Source organism: Synechococcus sp. A18-25c, from assembly GCF_014280035.1.
Classification (GTDB): domain Bacteria; phylum Cyanobacteriota; class Cyanobacteriia; order PCC-6307; family Cyanobiaceae; genus Synechococcus_C.
On record NZ_CP047957.1, the window covers coordinates 578449 to 594905 of the forward strand.

Consider the following 16457-nt stretch of genomic DNA (forward strand, 5'->3'; position numbering starts at 1 on the left):
CCTGAGCTGGTCAGAATGTCGTCATGATCAATTCTTCTGTGGCGCCTGCTGCTGGCCTTTCGGGCCAGCTGAAGAGGCTTCGTAACCTCGCCCAGCCATTTTTCCTCCCTCTCGATCAGGCCTCCGGTTGGCAATTCTCATGGCTGCTGCTTTCGCTTCTGTTCTGCGTGGGTGGCCTGGTGTTGGTGGCCCTCACGGGCTTGATCAATCTTTTGGAGCAACTGCTTCCAGTACTGACTGAGAAATATTTCGGTGGCATCAGTACCACCATTGATGGCATCTGGAGTGGCTGGTGGGGTGTCGTTTTTTCAGCACTGTTTGTGCTGGGTGCATCGTCATTTCTGCTGATGCGCCAGCAGCTGCGCAATCGACGCTGGCTGCATTGGCTCTTGCTTGGGGTCATTGTGCTGATGTTGCTCGCGGTCAATGGCATCAATGCCGGAATCGGATTTATTGCGCGAGACATCACCAATGCCTTGGTTGCGAGACAGCAAGAGGGCTTTAATCGAATTCTCGCGATTTATGCATCTTGTTTTGTTGTTGCGTTGCCCATCCGCACGGCTCAAATTTATTTTACGGCCAAGCTCGGTTTGATCTGGCGTGAGTGGCTATCGAGTGGATTGATCGATGAATATTTGAGTAATAGGGCTTATTACGTCTTGAACCCAAATGACGAGCAGTCGACGGGTCTTGATAACCCTGATCAGCGAATCACGGACGATGTGAAGGCATTCACTGAGCAAAGTCTGTTGTTTACACTGGGTATTTTTGATGCAATTTTAACGTTTTCGCTCAATATTCTTATTCTTTGGACGATTAGCCAAAGGTTAACATTTTACCTTTTTGCCTATGCGCTTTTGACGACAACATTGCTGGTTTTTGCTGGGCGCCGTTTGGTGCGAATTAACTTTGACCAGTTGCGTTATGAGGCGAATTTTCGTTATGGCTTGGTTCACATACGCAACAATGCCGAGTCAATTGCCTTTTATGCGGGGGAGGAGCCTGAGCGCCAGGAAACGTCCCGAAGGCTTGGCACAGTTGTGGACAACTTCAATCTTTTGATTGTGTGGCAGGTGATCATTAGCGCCATGCAACGATCGGTGGGATATGCGGGCATCTTTTTCCCTTATTTGATCATGGCCGGTCCGTTTTTTGCAGGCGAGATCGACTACGGGCGTTTTGTTCAGGCGGGATTCGCGTTCAACATGGTGGAGGGTTCACTGCTGTTTGTTGTGAACCGCATCGATGAACTCGCCAAATTCACGGCCGGTGTGACGCGTCTTGAAGGCTTCCAGAGTCAGGTTGAGCAAGTCAGTTGCGACACCATCGATGTGTCGCCTGTCCAGCAGGCGTCCAATTCGATTGTGATCCGCCATGCCGACCTCACGCCTCCAGGGAGTCAGTTGCCCATCCTCCGCGATCTGAGCCTCAGCGTTGGGGAGGCGGATCGTCTGCTGGTGGTGGGTCCCTCCGGTTGTGGCAAAACCTCATTGCTGCGCATGATTAGTGGTCTCTGGACTCCCAGTCGTGGCGATGTGATGCGACCGGCTACTGGAGACTTGCTGTTCATTCCCCAGAAGCCCTACATGCTGCTGGGATCGTTGCGCGAGCAGCTTTGCTACCCCACGGACGAAAGCCGCTACAGCGACGATCAGCTTCGTCATGTGCTTCAGGAGGTCAATCTCGGCGGATTGCTCAACCGCTATCCCGATCTTGACGTGAAGCAGGATTGGCCCCGGATCCTGTCGCTGGGTGAGCAGCAGCGGCTCGCTTTTGGACGGTTGCTGCTCAACGCACCGCGGTTCGTGGTGCTGGATGAAGCGACGAGCGCTCTGGATGTGGCGACAGAAGATCGGCTCTACTCGCTGCTACGCCAACGCGAACTCTCTGTGATCAGCATCGGCCACCGGCCCACGCTGAAATCGTTCCACGACACCGTTTTGGCCTTGGATGGTCAGGGTGGCTGGCAGCTCCTCCCTGCCGCCAGCTATGACTTTGGGCATTCCTGATCCCTGCGCATGACCACCAGCAGTGCCGACGCCAATGGCCAGGGGGCTGAAGCCGAAGCGATTCCGACCCCCAGTGCCACCACGACAGACATTCCCGCTTTCGGCTGGAGTGCTTACGCCGAACGGGTGAATGGCCGTTTCGCGATGATCGGATTTGTCGCCGTGCTGGTGGTTGAAGCCATCAGCCATGACACGTTCCTGCACTGGGCTGGCCTGGTGTCCTGACCGCGTGCAGCGACTCAGGGCAGACGGATCAAGTCAACGTCCCACTGTCCCCTGCGACTCACCTGAACAGCGAGTAGGCGTCCAGAGCCGTCGAGGCTCACGTTCCTTGGAACGCCTGCGGGTTCCAGGGGCAGTCGTTGCAGCAGTCCAACGTTGCGTCGGTAGAGGTTGAGTTCGGTCTGCCCGTTGCGCTGACGCACCAGCGCAATTCTGTCGCCATCAGCATTGACGCTCACACTCACGGGTTGTGCATCCGCCTGATTCAGGCCTGGCAGTGGCACTGGTGAACCGCTGCTTAGATCCACCAACTCGATGCGCTCGCGTCCGTTGCGGCTGGCGATGGAGACCATCCAGCGGTCGCTCAGGTCTGGCCAGCGACGACTATCCGCGCTGCGTTGCAAGGCGCTGCTGATCGCTGTTTGCGGTCTGAGTCCTGATCCGCTGCAACTGGCAAGAGAAAGGCTCGCCAACAAGGCGATGATCACCCTGTCAGGCCTGGTCATGGCGTGGACTCCATCGGAGTGCTCTGGCGCAGGCCTCCTGGGTTGTCGGGTTCCAGCACACCGCTGAGATCGAGAATCTCCACCTGCCAGCGACCGCGTTCTGCGGTCTGAACGGCCAGGCGCCGCGCATCCGGTGCAAGGCTCAACCGCACTGGGTTGCGCCCCGATGGGAGTCGCAGGGGGTGGGCGCGGCCGCTAAGGCGATCTTCCACAAGAACCATCCGGCGGTTTCCCCGTTGGACGATCACGGCCAGATAGCGCCCGTTCCAGCTCAGAGAGGGTGAGCTATGGGGCTGGTTTCGATTCAGGTGGCGAAGTGGCAGCGATCGCCCATCCCGAAGATCTTTCAGCTGAACCGTCGCGCGGCCGCGTTGGTCCGTAATCACCGCCAGCTTGCGTCCATCACCGCTCAAGGCAGGTTCCTGTTGCTGTTCAGGCAGGAGCGATCCAGGGGCACGTTGGGATCTGCCGCTGCACCCGGTCGCCATCAAGCTGACCACGAGCAGCAGCAGCGGGGTGAAGTGGATCAGTCGTCGAAGCGGGAACTGTTGTCCCGTGGACGGGAACTCCGGGGTGGCGTCCGGCCAGGCTCCTGTGGGCGGACGGCTGGGGACGAGGCGGCCGATGAGGGAGCTGCTGATGATGGAGCGTTGTTGGTCCGTCGGCTGGGGCTGTAAGCCGCGTCTTCGGCAGCTTGCCGATATGGGGTGCCCTGCGGAACCCCTGGCTGCCCGTTCATGGGTGCACGGCTGCTTGCCGAGGGGCGGGACCCTGAAGGTTTGGAATCATTCACAGCTGCACGAGGAGAGGCTGTGCTGTCGTTGCGTGCAGCGGCGCTAGGGCGGCTGCCGCGGCGTTGATCGTCTTTGCTGGTGCGGCGATCGCCAAAGTTGGGACCCGAAGTTGAACCCTCGTCATCGCGATTGCCGAATCGCGCCATCCGACGGTCCTGCTCGCTGTCACCAGCCCAAGCGGAGGATGCATCGGGGCGGCCCCGCCTGCGGCTGGCGGCCTGCTCGGGGATGGCGGCTCTTGAGTTCCGGCGCGGGCGATAGAAATCTTGCTCCGGTCCTTCCGTCTCATCGAAGTCCTGGGCCGCAAACCGTCGCCTGACGGGCTGGGGTTCATCGAAGCGGTCGTAGCTGTCGTCGTAGCCACGCATGCCTCCAGCTGGAGCCCTTGCTGGAGGCTCGTCATCGAAGTATGCGGAGCGACGGGCTTGCTCTGCCGAAACACCTCGCAGGCGAACGCTCTCGTAGGCAAAGAACACTGTTGTGCCCGCCAGCAGGAACTGTCCGAATTGAAGGATGGGATCGAGTCTCCAGCCCTGGAAGAACAAGATGCCGCCGCACAGAAGACCGATGGCAGCGAAGAAAACGTCGTAGTCGCGGGCGAGAGCAGGTTTAAAACTGCGCATGAAATAGAGCATCGCCCCGCCCACGGCAAGAACGATGCCCACAATGCTGGCCCAGTTAAGACTGGCGTTAACCACGTTGAGGCCCTCTGATTGGGTGGTCCGGTCACTAGAGACCGGAAACTTTCACACCCAGTTTACGAAGCGCGCCAGCGGTATCAGAGCTTGCGGTCGACCTGGTCGGTCTGACTGAGGAAAAACAGGCCGATCGAGGCGGGGACCACCACAATCACGGCACCCCAGGCCAGGCTGCTGAGGAAGTTGGCGAGGGATGGGGTCATAACGATCGAGTCGGAACCGACGTCTAAAGACTGAATGGAGCAGATCTTAGAGATCAGCGACGACTTTCTACGATGCCGTGGCCAATGTTTTGAGCTTTGTGACGCCGACGATGCTCCAGGTTCTGCCATCGATCCATCTGATCCTTGGCCTGCTCCTGGCAGCTTGGAGCCTGATGTTCTTGATGCGGATTGTGCTCACCTGGTATCCCCAGGTGAACTCGGCCTCAGGGGTCTGGGCGTTCGTGATCTGGCCGACGGAGCCGGTGCTGTCGCTCACGCGCCGTGTGGTGTCTCCCATCGGCGGAGTGGATGTCACGCCAGTCATCTGGTTAGGGCTCGTCAGCCTGTTGCGTGAGCTGCTCGTCGGGCAGCAGGGGGTCCTGTCTCAGATCCTGATGCGCGCTCAGATCGTGGCCTGATGTCTGGACGGGGTGTTTGCTGAGCGAGCCGACTCAGGGGAGCATTTCCTGCTCGACGAATTTGGTGTGCACATCACCATTGATGAATTCCGGCCTATCCAGCATTTCCAAATGGAAGTCAACGGTCGTAGGGATGCCGGTGACGGCGCATTCGTTGAGTGCTCGTTTCATGCGTGCAAGCGCATGGTTGCGATTGGTTCCCCACACGATCAGCTTCCCAATGAGGGAGTCGTAGAACGGTGGGATGTCATAGCCCGTGTACACGTGGCTATCGACGCGAACGCCGGGGCCGCCGGGGGGGAGCCATCCGGTGATCTTTCCCGGTGCTGGTCTGAAATTGTGGCGAGCGTCTTCGGCGTTGATTCGACACTCGATGGCATGACCGCGCAGCTGAATCTCCTCTTGACGAATGCTGATCGGTTCGCCACCTGCGATGCGTAACTGCTCGGTGATTAGGTCGACACCGGTGACCATTTCGGTTACAGGATGTTCCACCTGAATGCGGGTATTCATCTCCATGAAATAAAAACCGCCGTTGCGATCCAGCAGGAATTCGACGGTGCCCGCGCCTTCATAGTTGATGCTGCGGGCTGCCGCGACGGCGGCGTCGCCCATGCGGCGTCGCAGCTCAGGATCGAGGGCCGGACTGGGAGCCTCCTCGAGCAGTTTCTGGTGACGGCGCTGGATCGAGCAGTCGCGTTCGCCCAGATGCACAACGTTGCCGTGACGATCCGCAAGCACTTGCACTTCCACGTGACGCGGCCTGTCGATGAATTTCTCCATGTACAGCCCGGGGTTACCGAAGGCCGCTTCCGCCTCGCCCTGAGCAGCCTTGAAGAGTGTGTCGAGCTGATCAGGGCTCTGAACCAGGCGCATGCCGCGACCTCCGCCTCCGGCAGTGGCCTTGATCATCACCGGGTAGCCCATGGATTCGGCCAGGGCTGCGGCCTCTGAAGGATTGGCTAGGAGCCCCTCACTGCCGGGAACGGTCGGGACACCAACCGCTTGCATGGTCGATTTGGCGGTCGACTTGTCGCCCATCGACCGGATCGCGTGCGGCGATGGGCCGACGAACGTCAAGCCGTGGTCGCGGCACATCTCCGCAAACTTGTCGTTCTCGGCCAGGAATCCATAGCCGGGGTGGATGGCATCGACCCCCCTGGATGTGGCTGCCGCAAGAATGTTGGGAACATTGAGATAGCTGCGGTTGCTCGGCCCCTCGCCCACGCAAACCGCTTCATCCGCCAACTGAACGTGCAGAGCATTGCGGTCAACGGTGCTGTACACAGCGACCGTGCCAATACCAAGTTCCCTGCAGCTCCTCAGGATTCTGAGAGCGATTTCGCCGCGGTTGGCGATCAGCACCTTGCCGATGGGCATCCCGCAGTTTCAAAGCCAGGGCGGATCGTATCAGTGACTGCGTTTACCGTTCCTGCGCGAGAGAGCATCGACGTCTGGGCTTGCTGGGGATGGGCCCCCTAGCCGGTATATTTCTCTGCGATACAGCCCGAGTGGCTGAATCAACCACGCGGATGTGGTGGAATTGGTAGACACGCACGTTTGAGGGGCGTGTGGCTTCGGCCTTGCGAGTTCAAGTCTCGCCATCCGCATTCTTTTTCCCAGCACGATCCGGCACGCGTGACGCTCCGAACCCCGGATCCAACGCTTTCAATTCTGTTTGTGTCCAACGGTCCGGGTGAATTGAGCACCTGGGTCCGCCCCTTAGCGGAAGCGTTGCACCGCCAACTCCTGTTGCGGCCCCGCGCTCCGCAATCGGCACTGAGCCTCTCTTTGGTGCTGGTGCCCTGTCCCAATGCCACAGGACAGGAGGCGGATGCAGCAAGTCGCTGGAGCCAGTTCGACCGCATCATTCCGGCACGTCACTTTTGGTCTCTGCTGCTGCGTCCCCAGCGGTTTGGCAGCTGGCCATCGCAGGGGGTGGTGGTGTTTTTGGGGGGCGATCAGTTCTGGACGGTGTTGCTCTCAGCGCGTCTTGGTTACCGCCACATCACCTACGCGGAATGGGTGGCGCGATGGCCCCGTTGGAATGACCGCATCGCGGCCATGGCCCCGTCGGTGCGCGATCAGCTGCCCAGGCGATTGCGTTCCCGTTGCGAAGTGGTGGGAGATCTCATGGCCGATCTCTCCAGCCACGCCCGGGCTCAAGACCCTCTGCCTAAGGGGGAATGGGTGGCTCTGTTGCCGGGATCCAAGCCGGCCAAGCTTTCCGTTGGCGTTCCTTTCCTGGTCGAGACAGCGGACCGTTTGGCGGCCGAGCGTCCTGGGTGCCATTTTCTGCTGCCGGTCGCTCCCACCACCAGCGTTGAGGAGCTGCTTCGGTATCTGGAGCTTTCCAATCCCATCGCGGCGAGTTATCTGGCCGGTATCCAAACCCTGCTGCCACCGGGTGATAGCTGGCCGTGGCGGCGTTTACTCACCCGAGCAGGAACACTCATTCATCTGCAAGAAGAACCGCCAGCCCATGGTGTGCTCAGTCAGTGCGCCCTCGCGCTGACCACCGTGGGTGCAAATACTGCTGAGCTGGGGGCTTTGGGAGTCCCCATGATTGTGCTGGTGCCCACGCAGCATCTGGGGGTGATGCAGGCCTGGGACGGATGGATGGGGCTGGTGGCGCGGCTCCCGGGGTTGAATCGTGTGATCGGGTGGCTGTTGAGTGCCTGGCGCTTGCGCAATCACGGTCTTCTGGCCTGGCCCAACATCTCCGCGGGCCGCATGGTGGTGCCTGAACGAGTGGGTCCGATCACGCCTGCTCAGATCGCCATGGAAGCATCGGAGTGGCTGCAGTCGCCCGAGCGGCTTGAAGGTCAGCGACAGGACCTGAGGGCCTTGCGTGGACAGCCCGGCGCAGTAGCGGCTCTGGCGAAACAGGTTCAGGAGCTGCTGCCACTGGCGCTTTCCGACTAGCTTTTTTCAAGTGCAGCGCCTTGACCATGACCAGTCCAACTTCCGTCGGTGGCGATCGAATCGAACGCTCTCCGGAGGAATGGAGGGCGCAGCTCACCCCTGAACAGTTTCAAGTTGCCCGTCAAGGGGGTACTGAGCGTGCCTTCACTGGTGCTTACTGGAATCACAAGGAGGATGGGATGTATCACTGCGTCTGCTGTGATGCCCCCTTATTCAGTTCACGCACCAAATTCGAGTCAGGCACCGGTTGGCCCAGTTTCTGGGAGGGTGTCAGCTCGGGTGCGATCCGCACCAAAGAAGACCGCACCCACGGGATGGTCCGCACCGAGATCCTCTGCGCTCGTTGTGATGGACACCTGGGCCATGTGTTCAAGGACAGCCCCACTCCCACAGGGCAGCGCTACTGCGTCAACAGCGCTTCTCTGCAATTCAAAGGGGCAGATGCCGATTGATTTGATCTGAATGGGATCTGGTGAGCAATCACCAGGGATCATCCAACGGTTCATTCGGAGCCTGCTGCTCTTGGGGGGCTCGCTGTGGCGGTTCTGGATCCCGAGGGGCGCGATTGCGGGGCTCAAAGTCCATGGGCAGCCGCTCTCTTTCCATCGGTTCGACGTCCAGCGGAGCCCCCGGGCGTTCCACGGGTCGCCTGGACGCTGGGCGTGGCCGATCGTCGTAACGAGGTCTTTCGTCGTAAGCAGCAGGTTGTTCCCAGTCCCTGCGAGGCTCATTCAAGCGGGGTTCGGGATCTCTGTAGGTGCGCTCCTGTTGTTCCAGGCCACGGCTGCGATAGCGGTCCGGATCCCGGTAGGGCTCCGGGTCGTTCATCGGCATCTCGTCGAGGTAACGCCGCATTGTTTGCTCTTGTTCCCGAGGCTGCTCGAGTTCGACGTATTCCAACTCCGGTTGCTCGGCTTGGAAGGATTCGGCCTGGGACGCCTCGAGCTGACGGGGTGCTGATTCCGTTGGCTGGCCGGAGCTCAGCTGGTTCTCGACAGGCACCACGTTGAGCCGATAACGATCCCGTTCCTGCTCGTCCCAGCTGGAGCCCCCAACCCCGAGCTTCTCCAGGAATCCACTGTTGAGCTGCTTGAGCTTCTCTTCAGCTCCTTCGTAAACAATGATCCGGTCAGCGCCACTGCTGACGATCTCGTCCACGGGAATTTCCCAGGTGCTCAGGACGCCCTCACCCAGGAGCGGCACCCCCACCGCACCCATCACCAGGGTGGTGAGATCACCGGTTTCGATATCAAAGGAGAAGCCGAGCACCCGGCCAAGCTGTTGCCCGGATTCAGTGATCACTTGGCAATTGATCACTCGGCTGTAACGGTCCGCCGAAAATCCTTCGCTCAAAGAATCTGCTGAGTCGACCAGGATGACGTCGCCGACCTGACGGATGCGATCGAGCGGCATCCAGCGCGGCAGGCCCGGCAAAAAGCGTGTGAGGGGGTTGTCGCGCAGCCCCAGAGCCACCACTTCACGCCGGTCGATGTCCACAATCACCTCGCCCACGACGCCGAGGCGACGTCCGCTGTCGCGGGTGATCACCTGTGTGCCCATCAGTTCCGACCTCAGCCAGAGGCGGTCACTGGGCACGTTGGCCAAAGGATCGTTCGTTGTTGACGACAAGCTCAACCGCAGGCCTCAGCCGGAGTGATTGCGGCCATTTTGACGCAAGGACTCAAGGAGGGAAGATCAGGCGGCATCCGGAAGGCCCACCACCTGAGTGTGGGCGCCACGTGCCTGGGTGACGCCAATGGTGCGTGTCGAGGCACCGATCATCGGCCTCCGGTGGCTTACCACCAGAAACTGGGCCTGTTCGGCTTGCCGTGCGATCAAGGCGGCGAGACGCTCCACATTGACCCCATCGAGGAAGCTGTCGACCTCATCAAGGGCATAAAAGGGAGAGGGGCGGAAGCGTTGCAGAGCAAAGAGAAAACTGAGCGCCGTCAGCGATTTCTCCCCTCCGGACATGGCCGCTAGCCGCCGAACCGCTTTGCCTTTGGGATGCGCCACCAGTGTTAGTCCTCCCTCCAGGGGATCGTCCGGGTTGTCGAGCTGAAGTTTGCCGTCGCCGTCGGACAGGCTGGCGAAGATCTCTCTGAAATGGCTGTCCACCGCGGTGAACGCCTCCATGAACGCCTCCTGCCTCAGCGTGGCCACCGTTTCAATGCGCAGCAGCAGTTCCTCGCGTTCCTGGCTGAGCACATCCAGGCGTTCTCCAAGATCCCCAAGCCGCTGCTCCAGCTCCTGGAGCTCTTCGAGAGCGAGCATGTTGACCGGTTCCAGGGCTTCCATGCGGCCTTGCAGCTGCTGCAGTTGTTCCTGAAGCTGCTCTAGTCCTGCTTCGCGCAGGTCGTCGCTGATCTCCGGAAGCGGATTGGGAAGGGTGTTGCGCAGTTCTTCCAGGCGGATGCCACCGCTGCGCAGCTGCTCATCCAGGGCCGCGCGTTCTTCTCGCAGTCGCTCCAGCTCCCAGCGAGCCTGCTGCAATGCCTGGCGCTGTTGGGCCACTACCGCTTCGGCCTCATCCCGGGCCCGGCGCTCTTCTCCGAAACGCGTCTGCAGTTGCTGCTGCTGGGCTTCGAGTGACTCGCGACGGATTTTCAGAGCCTGTTGCTGTTCTCTCCAGCGGCCATGGGCGTCGGCGAGGGTCTGCACCGCTTGCTGCAGCGACTGTTCCTCCCGTTCGGTGCTCTGTTGCTGATCCGCCAATCTCTGCTGGGAGAGTTGGCGGTCACGTTCCTGCTGAAGTAGGGCATCCCGTTGACGGCGGGCCGTTTCCAGTCCCGCATCAGCCTGTTCCAGTTCCTGCTGCAGTGCCTGCCAGCGCTCGGCATCACCGTTGGCTTCCACTGCGGACTCCTGCTGGTTGAGCTGCTCCAGCTCGGTGTGCATTGGGGTCAGGCTGGCCGTTAGTTGCTGCAGCCTTTGTTCATGGGACTGCTGGGCTTGCTGTAGCTCATTCAGCTTGCGTTGACGCTGTTGCACGCGTTCCAGCAATGGGCCATGGGCGCGCTTGGCGGCCTGACGTTCGGCCTCCAGCGCCGCCTGGCGTTGCTCCAGCTGACGCAGCGCGGGACGCTGCTGATCCACCGCTTCCACCAGCCGTTGTTCTTCCCGCCTGCAGGCGGCGAGGGTTTCACCCAGTTCCAGCAGTCGCTGGCGCAAGGGGGCGGCCTCGTCACCATCACTGCTGATGCCGAAGCTCAAGCCGCCGCTGCGTTGGGAGAAGCTGCCACCGGTCATGGCGCCGCTTTTCTCGAGCAATTCACCTTCTAAGGTCACCGCGCGCGAGCGTCCTAGGAACTGACGCGCGCTACTGAGGTCAGAGAACACCTGGGTGTCTCCAAACACATAAGCGAAGACGTCTGCGTAGATCGGCTCATAGCGAATGAGATCCACAGCGCGACCCACCAGGCCTCCAGCACCGGTGGCTTCCGGGCGTCGTCCCCGTGCCATGGCGGCACCACCACCACCGGGTGCGCGGATCTTGTTCAGCGGCAGAAAGGTCAAGCGTCCGGCCCGTCGACTTTTGAGCAGATCGATGGCGCGTGCGGCGATGCGGTCGTCATCCACCACCACCTGGCCCATGCGTGCACCGGCGGCCACTTCGAGCGCCAGCCGGTGGCGGTCTTCAACCTCTCCAAGCTGGGCGACCGGACCATGAATGCCCTCCAGACCGGATTCCAGCAGCAGCCGGAGTGCGCCGGTGCCTCGGCTTTCCTGCAGCGCTTCCCGACGGCTGTCGAGACGGGCGATGTCCCGTTCAAGCCGCGCTTGCTCCTGTTCCAGCCGAGAGCGGGTGCGTTGCTGAATCGCGACTGACTCCAGTAACTGCTGAAGCTGTTCCTTGCCGTTTTTGATCGATTCGAGCAAGGTCTGCCACTCCTGCTCGAGCTGTTCGAGAAGTCCCTGAACGCGTTGATCCTCAGCGCCGTCTTGGTCACAATCCTGTTCCAGCTCACGCTGGCGTTCCTCGTCTTGGCGTCGGCGTTCCTTTAGCTGTTGACGTTCCTCTTGCAGCGGCTGAATGGATCTCAGCAGTTCCTGTCGCCGCCCAGAGCGTTGCTTCTGTTCCTCCAGCCAGCTCCCGGATCGGCCAGCCACTTCTCCGAGCCGACGCCGAGACAGTTCAACCGCCGCTTCCGCCTCTCTGCAGAGTTGCTCCACCTTCTCAAGGCCATCGGTATCGGTCTGGAGGTTCAGTGTGTCGCTCTCGGCTTGGAGCTGGCCGCGGCGGGCCTGAAGCTGATGCCGCAGCCCCTGGAGGCGTTCGCCCTCTTGTTGATGCTGTGCCGCCTGGCGCTCCAGTTCGCGGCTCTGCGGATCCAAGCCAGCCAGTTCCGCCTGCACGCTTAGAAGCTGGTCTTCTCCCAGTGCCTTAACACTGTTCTGCAGCGTCTGAAGACGCTTCGCTGATTCCTGCAGCGTGAGATCCCGTTGCTCGATCGTGCGCGCATCACGCTCGTCTTGTTCGCCCAGTTGCTGCTGGCGTTGCTGCAAGCGTTGACGTTCGGCCTGGGCGGCTTCAAAGGCCAGCACAAGCTCCTGGCGCCGTCCAAGTTGCACCTGTTCCTTGAGCTCCTGGTAAGCGCGTGCCTTGGCGCAATCTTTCTCCAGTCTCTGGCGGGCTGTCAGCAGCTCCTGCTCCACGATCCGACAGCGTTCCTGTCGTTCCTGAACCTCATCCAACTTGCGTCGTGTTTGCTCGATGCGGGTGTCGAACAGGGCCACTCCGGCTAGTTCATCAATCAGCCCGCGGCGATCGCGGTTGCTCATCGACACGATGCGGGTGACGTCCCCCTGCATCACCACGTTGCTGCCTTCCGGATCGATGCGTAGACGCCGCAACTGGGTTTGCAGTTGTTGAAGGTTGCAGGGGATGCCGTCGGCGCTGTAGCTGCTGCTGTAAGAACCGCCCGGCATCACCCGTAATTTGCGCGTGACCGTCCATTCCCTCTGATCCGCATGGATCCAGGGGCCTTCATCCGGGGCCTCCAGGCCCTCTTCGGCTGCATCGGGCTGCCAGTCCGACAGGTCGAAACGCACACTCACGGATGTTTCCGCTGATTTGCCGGCCTTGAGAACGCCACTGTTGACGAGATCGGGCAAGCGATCTGCGCGCATGCCACGGCTGTTGGCCAGGCCCAGACAGAACAGCACCCCATCCAGGATGTTGCTCTTGCCGGAGCCGTTGGGTCCGGTCACTACCGTGAATCCCTCCTCAAGAGGGATCGTCATGGCCCCACCGAAGGACTTGAACTGCGTTAGCCCAACCTGATTGATATGTACCAACAGGGGCCACGGCTGTTAGCTCATCGAAATTAGCGGAGCTTCGGAAAACCTCAAGTGCTGTCTTTAGAAAGCGTTTTGCTGCTTCGCAGACGGCATTGATTCCCCTCCAAATCCAGCACCACCTGCTCGGGCAGACCGATCATTTCCAGACCCGAGAGGAGCACGTGAATCGGCGCTAAGGGGTCGGGAGGTAGGGGAGCGGCCATCGCGCCGCCCACCACACGGCGAGCCCAACCTCTGCCGCCAGAGACTGCGGCGGCCTGCCGATCGAGCCACACCAACCGATGCGGTGGCAAGGCGGTGGCTCTGACTGCCGGGCCATCGAGGCCAGGAATGGCATCCAGTCGCCAGCTGCGGCAGCTGTCACCGTCTTCCAGCAGCAGATCGAGATGGCAGCCGCGCGGATCGTCCGGAGCACCGAAATGCTCCAGCAGCACGTAGCGCAGCGGATGCGCACCCATGGGTTTCCTCCGGCTGTCACCACCCTTACCCTGCGTGAGGATGTCAGCACCGTCATGGATTCAGCACCATCCCCTGCCGACGTGCCTGAGCAGTCGCCCGATCTGGCGCATCGATTCCGAGATCGTTTCGAGTCGCTGGTGCCTGAGATCCAGCAACGTTGGCCTGAGGTGACGCAACAGGCACTCGAGGCCACGCGCGGAAGCTTTGATGAGGTGGTGCAGCTGCTTTCGAAGCACAGCGATCGCGCCGGTCATGTGGTCAGCATCCAGCTCGAGGAACTGCTGCATCAGGCTGGGGATCGCACAAAGCATCTGGCAGACAGCCTGGATCCTTTGGAGGAGCAACTGGAGCGACTTCTGGATGAGCTCAACCAAACGTTGCGGCCCAAGATCGAGAAACCTGTGCGTGAGCGCCCCTTGCTGGCGTTGGCGGTCGCGGCCGGTGTGGGTGTCTTGGTGGGTGCCATCATCCGCGGCGGTGGGAGGTCCTCATGAGTGAACTGCCGCGTCAGCAGGACTCTCGGCCCCGTGGCCTTGGAGCTGCTGCCAGAGTCACCGCGCTGGCGGGATCCGTCATGGATCTCCATGTGCGCATCGCCCTGCAGGAGGTGGACCGCGAAAAACGCCGCCTGATCAGTGGTGGCGTCTTCTTGGCAATGGGTGGAACACTCATGCTGCTCGCCCTGGTGACAGCTGAAGCGGCCTTGCTGGTGTGGATGCTGGAGGTCGGGGGCTGGTCGTTGCTGCGATCTTTGCTCACGCTGGCTGTGTTGAATCTGGCCGTTGCTGGCGTCAGTTTGCGCATCGGCGGACAGGTGCTGAAGGGACCCTTCTTGCCGCAGACGTTGGATGGTGTCACCAAGACGATTCGTGCGCTTCTCGGCAAGGTTTGACCCTGCTCAGCGCATGGAGGCTTCTTGCACGCTCGATGGGGCGCGCAATCCGTAGTGAAGCCATCGGCAGTCAAGACCTCCATTGCTGACAGGGATGCGTTTTGAGGCTTTGAGCCTCAGGGCTCCTGTGAGCGAGCGGTTTCCGCTCAGCAGCCAGAGCTGCCAACCTGCAGCGTTCTGTTTCGCGTAAGTGCCAAGGTCGCGATAAAGAGCTTCGAGTTGCTGTTCATCGCCAATGCGATGGCCGTAGGGCGGATTGCAGACCAGAACGCCTGGTAAATCAGGAAGTGTTTGATCCAGAAAGTCGCCTGTGTGGATGTTGATGCATGCCTCCAGGCCTGCGGCTCTGACGTTGTCGCGCGCTTGCTCTGCGATTTCAGGGTCTTGTTCAAACCCCACGATGGGAGGAAGGGTTTGTGGCTCGCGCTGGCGAGTGCGAGCTCGATCGCATTCCCGTCGCCAAAGCTCTTGATCAAAATCGGCCCACCCCTCTAGCGCGAATTGACGTCCGAGCCCTGGGGCCTGTTGGAGCGCACTGAGCGCTGCTTCGATCAGCAGGATGCCCGAACCGCAACAGGGATCCACCAAGGGTGTTGAACCATTCCACTCGGTGAGTCTGATCAGGCCTGCTGCCAGGTTTTCCTTGAGTGGAGCCACACCCATGGCGGCCCTGTAGCCACGGCGGTGCAAGCTGCCGCCGCTGCCGTCGAGGCTGAGCACGGCATCGCCTCGTCCGAGGTGCACCTGCAAGGAGAGATCGGGATTCTGCAGATCAACGGAGGAACGTTCACCCCAGAGGTCGCGCTGCTGGTCCACCAGGGCGTTTTTCACCTGCAGAGCTGAGTAGTGGCTGTGGTTCAGTCCTGGCGCTGTGCCGGTGACATCCACCCGGAAGGTCATGGAGGGATGGAGCCAGCGCTCCCAGTTCATGGCCCGTCGGATGCCGTCATAGAGATCGTCTCTCCCCAGACAGGGAAAGCGGGCCATCTGGCGCAGCAACCTGAACGGCAATCGGGCCTGGAGGTGCAACCGATAGAGGCAGGCCATGTCGGCCTGGAAGGCGGCTGCACGCCGAAGTGGTCGCACCTCATGAGCCCCAAGGGCCTGAAGCTCTTCGCAGCCAGCGTCTTCCAACCCCTGGGGAAGCACGGCGACTGCGGAGATCCGGTTTTCACGACCCAACGGCAGTGCTCCCGGTCTGCACTGCTGTCAGAATGACAGGGTCCGGTTTTCCGGACTAGGTGATCCACACCAGTGTTTCGGACAGCGGTTCGATTCCGCTCAGCTCCATTTCTTCTTTCTCGGGGCTGCAATGGTTTCGACGGGGCATGAGGAGGGTGACTGAAGCCTGCTCGGTGAGAGCAAACCCGTAACTGCGAACAACATCGTTCGTTTCTCCCGTCAAGCAGCCCCTGTTGCTGCCTGACCCATTAAGGGAGATGGGGTGAGGTCAGCCTTATCACCCAATTGATCCACGGGGGCTGGAAGGCCCCCACCACCATTCCAGGGCAAGGGATTTCAGAGATTCAGTCCGTTGACAGAATCCAGCCCGTTGACAAGGCGTTGACAACGATCGGGGCATTCAGCCCACGTTGACAAAATTCAGCGTCCAGGCGATCGAGCACCATCGCCACCAGCAGACGCTTGCTGTTCCAGGTCAGGTGGGCCAGCAACAGACGCACCGTGGTCGCCGCCACCTCGGGGTCACCGGTGGCCAGGCCATCAAGCCATGGGCCCTCCAGCCTTTCCAAATCCGCCAGACCCTGAAGACACGTCATCTCGACGTTGGTCGTGGCGGTTCCCGGCATGGGCGTTTGTTGGCAACGCTTCAGTTTGGCGGCGGTGCTCACCACCAGTGCATTGACCACAAATGCACCCGGTTTAAAGCTGCTTCTCGTAGGCAACACCTCGGTAGGTCAGGCTCACAACTTTTTGGATCGCCGTCTGTGCCTTCAGACGATTGAGGATGTACTCCCCCCTTCTGTACTGCATCAGGTGGATGCGCTCAGAACGTTCAGCGATCAAGGCT

18 protein-coding genes and 1 tRNA gene are annotated in these 16457 nt (G+C 60.7%); 8 read left to right on the forward strand and 11 right to left on the reverse strand.

Annotation, left to right across the window (positions count from 1 at the left end):
- Positions 1–23 precede the first annotated feature (23 nt).
- The gene (locus SynA1825c_RS02980) at positions 24–2009 is read left to right on the forward strand and encodes an ABC transporter ATP-binding protein/permease (protein WP_186470216.1); all 1986 of its coding nucleotides are present in this window, start codon (positions 24–26) and stop codon (positions 2007–2009) included.
- Between the two features lie 9 nt (positions 2010–2018).
- Positions 2019–2234, forward strand: a complete 216-nt coding sequence (locus tag SynA1825c_RS02985) for a chlorophyll a/b-binding protein (RefSeq protein WP_186470217.1) — start codon at positions 2019–2021, stop codon at positions 2232–2234.
- 14 nt (positions 2235–2248) lie between these two features.
- Here the strand turns inward: SynA1825c_RS02985 and SynA1825c_RS02990 are convergent, their stop codons facing one another.
- The 4 genes from SynA1825c_RS02990 to psbX all read right to left on the reverse strand — a co-directional run bounded on the left by SynA1825c_RS02990 (position 2249) and on the right by psbX (position 4432).
- Positions 2249–2737 carry a hypothetical protein gene (locus tag SynA1825c_RS02990; protein ID WP_186470218.1) on the reverse strand — a complete coding sequence of 163 codons (489 nt, stop codon included), beginning with the start codon at positions 2735–2737 and terminating at the stop codon, positions 2249–2251.
- Positions 2734–3225 (reverse strand): Tol biopolymer transporter periplasmic protein, encoded by a 492-nt coding sequence (locus tag SynA1825c_RS02995; RefSeq protein WP_186470219.1) that lies wholly within the window; start codon positions 3223–3225, stop codon positions 2734–2736. Before SynA1825c_RS02995 ends, SynA1825c_RS02990 begins: the two co-directional genes overlap by 4 nt.
- Before the next feature lie 38 nt (positions 3226–3263).
- On the reverse strand, positions 3264–4229 hold the full coding sequence (locus tag SynA1825c_RS03000) for a Ycf66 family protein (protein ID WP_186470220.1): 966 nt from the start codon (positions 4227–4229) through the stop codon (positions 3264–3266).
- An 80-nt stretch (positions 4230–4309) separates the two neighbouring features.
- The gene (gene psbX / locus SynA1825c_RS03005; protein ID WP_186470221.1) at positions 4310–4432 is read right to left on the reverse strand and encodes a photosystem II reaction center X protein; all 123 of its coding nucleotides are present in this window, start codon (positions 4430–4432) and stop codon (positions 4310–4312) included.
- 110 nt (positions 4433–4542) lie between these two features.
- On the opposite strand from psbX, the gene SynA1825c_RS03010 reads away from it, so the two are divergent.
- The gene (locus tag SynA1825c_RS03010; RefSeq protein ID WP_255477041.1) at positions 4543–4851 is read left to right on the forward strand and encodes a YggT family protein; all 309 of its coding nucleotides are present in this window, start codon (positions 4543–4545) and stop codon (positions 4849–4851) included.
- Positions 4852–4884: 33 nt separating this feature from the next.
- On the opposite strand, the gene accC is transcribed toward SynA1825c_RS03010, so the two are convergent.
- Positions 4885–6231, reverse strand: coding sequence for an acetyl-CoA carboxylase biotin carboxylase subunit (gene accC / locus SynA1825c_RS03015; RefSeq protein ID WP_186470222.1), 1347 nt, complete (start codon positions 6229–6231; stop codon positions 4885–4887).
- Between the two features lie 148 nt (positions 6232–6379).
- Between accC and SynA1825c_RS03020 the strand changes: the two genes are divergently transcribed.
- The 3 genes from SynA1825c_RS03020 to msrB all read left to right on the forward strand — a co-directional run bounded on the left by SynA1825c_RS03020 (position 6380) and on the right by msrB (position 8228).
- Positions 6380–6461: transfer RNA gene (locus SynA1825c_RS03020), tRNA-Leu, on the forward strand.
- A 28-nt stretch (positions 6462–6489) separates the two neighbouring features.
- Positions 6490–7776 carry a glycosyl transferase gene (locus SynA1825c_RS03025; protein WP_186470223.1) on the forward strand — a complete coding sequence of 429 codons (1287 nt, stop codon included), beginning with the start codon at positions 6490–6492 and terminating at the stop codon, positions 7774–7776.
- Between the two features lie 26 nt (positions 7777–7802).
- Positions 7803–8228: a peptide-methionine (R)-S-oxide reductase MsrB gene (gene msrB / locus SynA1825c_RS03030; RefSeq protein ID WP_186470224.1), complete on the forward strand. Its 426-nt coding sequence runs from the start codon at positions 7803–7805 to the stop codon at positions 8226–8228.
- A 28-nt stretch (positions 8229–8256) separates the two neighbouring features.
- Here the strand turns inward: msrB and SynA1825c_RS03035 are convergent, their stop codons facing one another.
- From SynA1825c_RS03035 to SynA1825c_RS03045, 3 genes are all read right to left on the reverse strand, one after another.
- Positions 8257–9411, reverse strand: coding sequence for a PRC-barrel domain-containing protein (locus tag SynA1825c_RS03035; RefSeq protein ID WP_186470225.1), 1155 nt, complete (start codon positions 9409–9411; stop codon positions 8257–8259).
- Positions 9412–9471: 60 nt separating this feature from the next.
- Entirely contained in the window at positions 9472–13020 is a 3549-nt protein-coding gene (gene smc / locus SynA1825c_RS03040; RefSeq protein WP_370593770.1) for a chromosome segregation protein SMC, read from the reverse strand.
- 104 nt (positions 13021–13124) lie between these two features.
- Entirely contained in the window at positions 13125–13535 is a 411-nt protein-coding gene (locus SynA1825c_RS03045) for a hypothetical protein (protein WP_186470227.1), read from the reverse strand.
- 54 nt (positions 13536–13589) lie between these two features.
- Here SynA1825c_RS03045 and SynA1825c_RS03050 point away from each other — a divergent pair, with 54 nt between their 5' ends.
- Together SynA1825c_RS03050 and SynA1825c_RS03055 are read left to right on the forward strand one after the other, a co-directional pair.
- Positions 13590–14030, forward strand: a complete 441-nt coding sequence (locus SynA1825c_RS03050) for a hypothetical protein (RefSeq protein ID WP_186470983.1) — start codon at positions 13590–13592, stop codon at positions 14028–14030.
- On the forward strand, positions 14027–14428 hold the full coding sequence (locus tag SynA1825c_RS03055) for a phage holin family protein (protein ID WP_186470228.1): 402 nt from the start codon (positions 14027–14029) through the stop codon (positions 14426–14428). Before SynA1825c_RS03050 ends, SynA1825c_RS03055 begins: the two co-directional genes overlap by 4 nt.
- 6 nt (positions 14429–14434) lie before the next feature.
- Here SynA1825c_RS03055 and SynA1825c_RS03060 read toward each other — a convergent pair whose 3' ends face one another.
- The 3 genes from SynA1825c_RS03060 to SynA1825c_RS13735 all read right to left on the reverse strand — a co-directional run bounded on the left by SynA1825c_RS03060 (position 14435) and on the right by SynA1825c_RS13735 (position 16420).
- Positions 14435–15610, reverse strand: a complete 1176-nt coding sequence (locus tag SynA1825c_RS03060; protein ID WP_186470229.1) for a class I SAM-dependent RNA methyltransferase — start codon at positions 15608–15610, stop codon at positions 14435–14437.
- A gap of 344 nt (positions 15611–15954) precedes the next feature.
- Positions 15955–16332, reverse strand: a complete 378-nt coding sequence (locus SynA1825c_RS03070) for a hypothetical protein (RefSeq protein WP_222930022.1) — start codon at positions 16330–16332, stop codon at positions 15955–15957.
- Entirely contained in the window at positions 16310–16420 is a 111-nt protein-coding gene (locus SynA1825c_RS13735) for a DUF4278 domain-containing protein (protein WP_222930023.1), read from the reverse strand. Before SynA1825c_RS13735 ends, SynA1825c_RS03070 begins: the two co-directional genes overlap by 23 nt.
- Positions 16421–16457 lie beyond the last annotated feature (37 nt).

Bases quoted from the DNA above. Each gene is read 5' to 3' on its own strand.
- smc (WP_370593770.1), bottom strand. From the start codon at position 13,020: ATGACGATCCCTCTTGAGGAGGGATTCACGGTAGTGACCGGACCCAAC.
- SynA1825c_RS02980 (WP_186470216.1), top strand. From the start codon at position 24: ATGATCAATTCTTCTGTGGCGCCTGCTGCTGGCCTTTCGGGCCAGCTG.
- accC (WP_186470222.1), bottom strand. From the start codon at position 6,231: ATGCCCATCGGCAAGGTGCTGATCGCCAACCGCGGCGAAATCGCTCTC.
- SynA1825c_RS03050 (WP_186470983.1), top strand. From the start codon at position 13,590: ATGGATTCAGCACCATCCCCTGCCGACGTGCCTGAGCAGTCGCCCGAT.
- SynA1825c_RS13735 (WP_222930023.1), bottom strand. From the start codon at position 16,420: ATGCAGTACAGAAGGGGGGAGTACATCCTCAATCGTCTGAAGGCACAG.
- SynA1825c_RS03010 (WP_255477041.1), top strand. From the start codon at position 4,543: ATGCTCCAGGTTCTGCCATCGATCCATCTGATCCTTGGCCTGCTCCTG.
- SynA1825c_RS02985 (WP_186470217.1), top strand. From the start codon at position 2,019: ATGACCACCAGCAGTGCCGACGCCAATGGCCAGGGGGCTGAAGCCGAA.
- SynA1825c_RS03045 (WP_186470227.1), bottom strand. From the start codon at position 13,535: ATGGGTGCGCATCCGCTGCGCTACGTGCTGCTGGAGCATTTCGGTGCT.
- msrB (WP_186470224.1), top strand. From the start codon at position 7,803: ATGACCAGTCCAACTTCCGTCGGTGGCGATCGAATCGAACGCTCTCCG.
- SynA1825c_RS02990 (WP_186470218.1), bottom strand. From the start codon at position 2,737: ATGACCAGGCCTGACAGGGTGATCATCGCCTTGTTGGCGAGCCTTTCT.
- SynA1825c_RS02995 (WP_186470219.1), bottom strand. From the start codon at position 3,225: ATGGCGACCGGGTGCAGCGGCAGATCCCAACGTGCCCCTGGATCGCTC.
- SynA1825c_RS03055 (WP_186470228.1), top strand. From the start codon at position 14,027: ATGAGTGAACTGCCGCGTCAGCAGGACTCTCGGCCCCGTGGCCTTGGA.
- psbX (WP_186470221.1), bottom strand. From the start codon at position 4,432: ATGACCCCATCCCTCGCCAACTTCCTCAGCAGCCTGGCCTGGGGTGCC.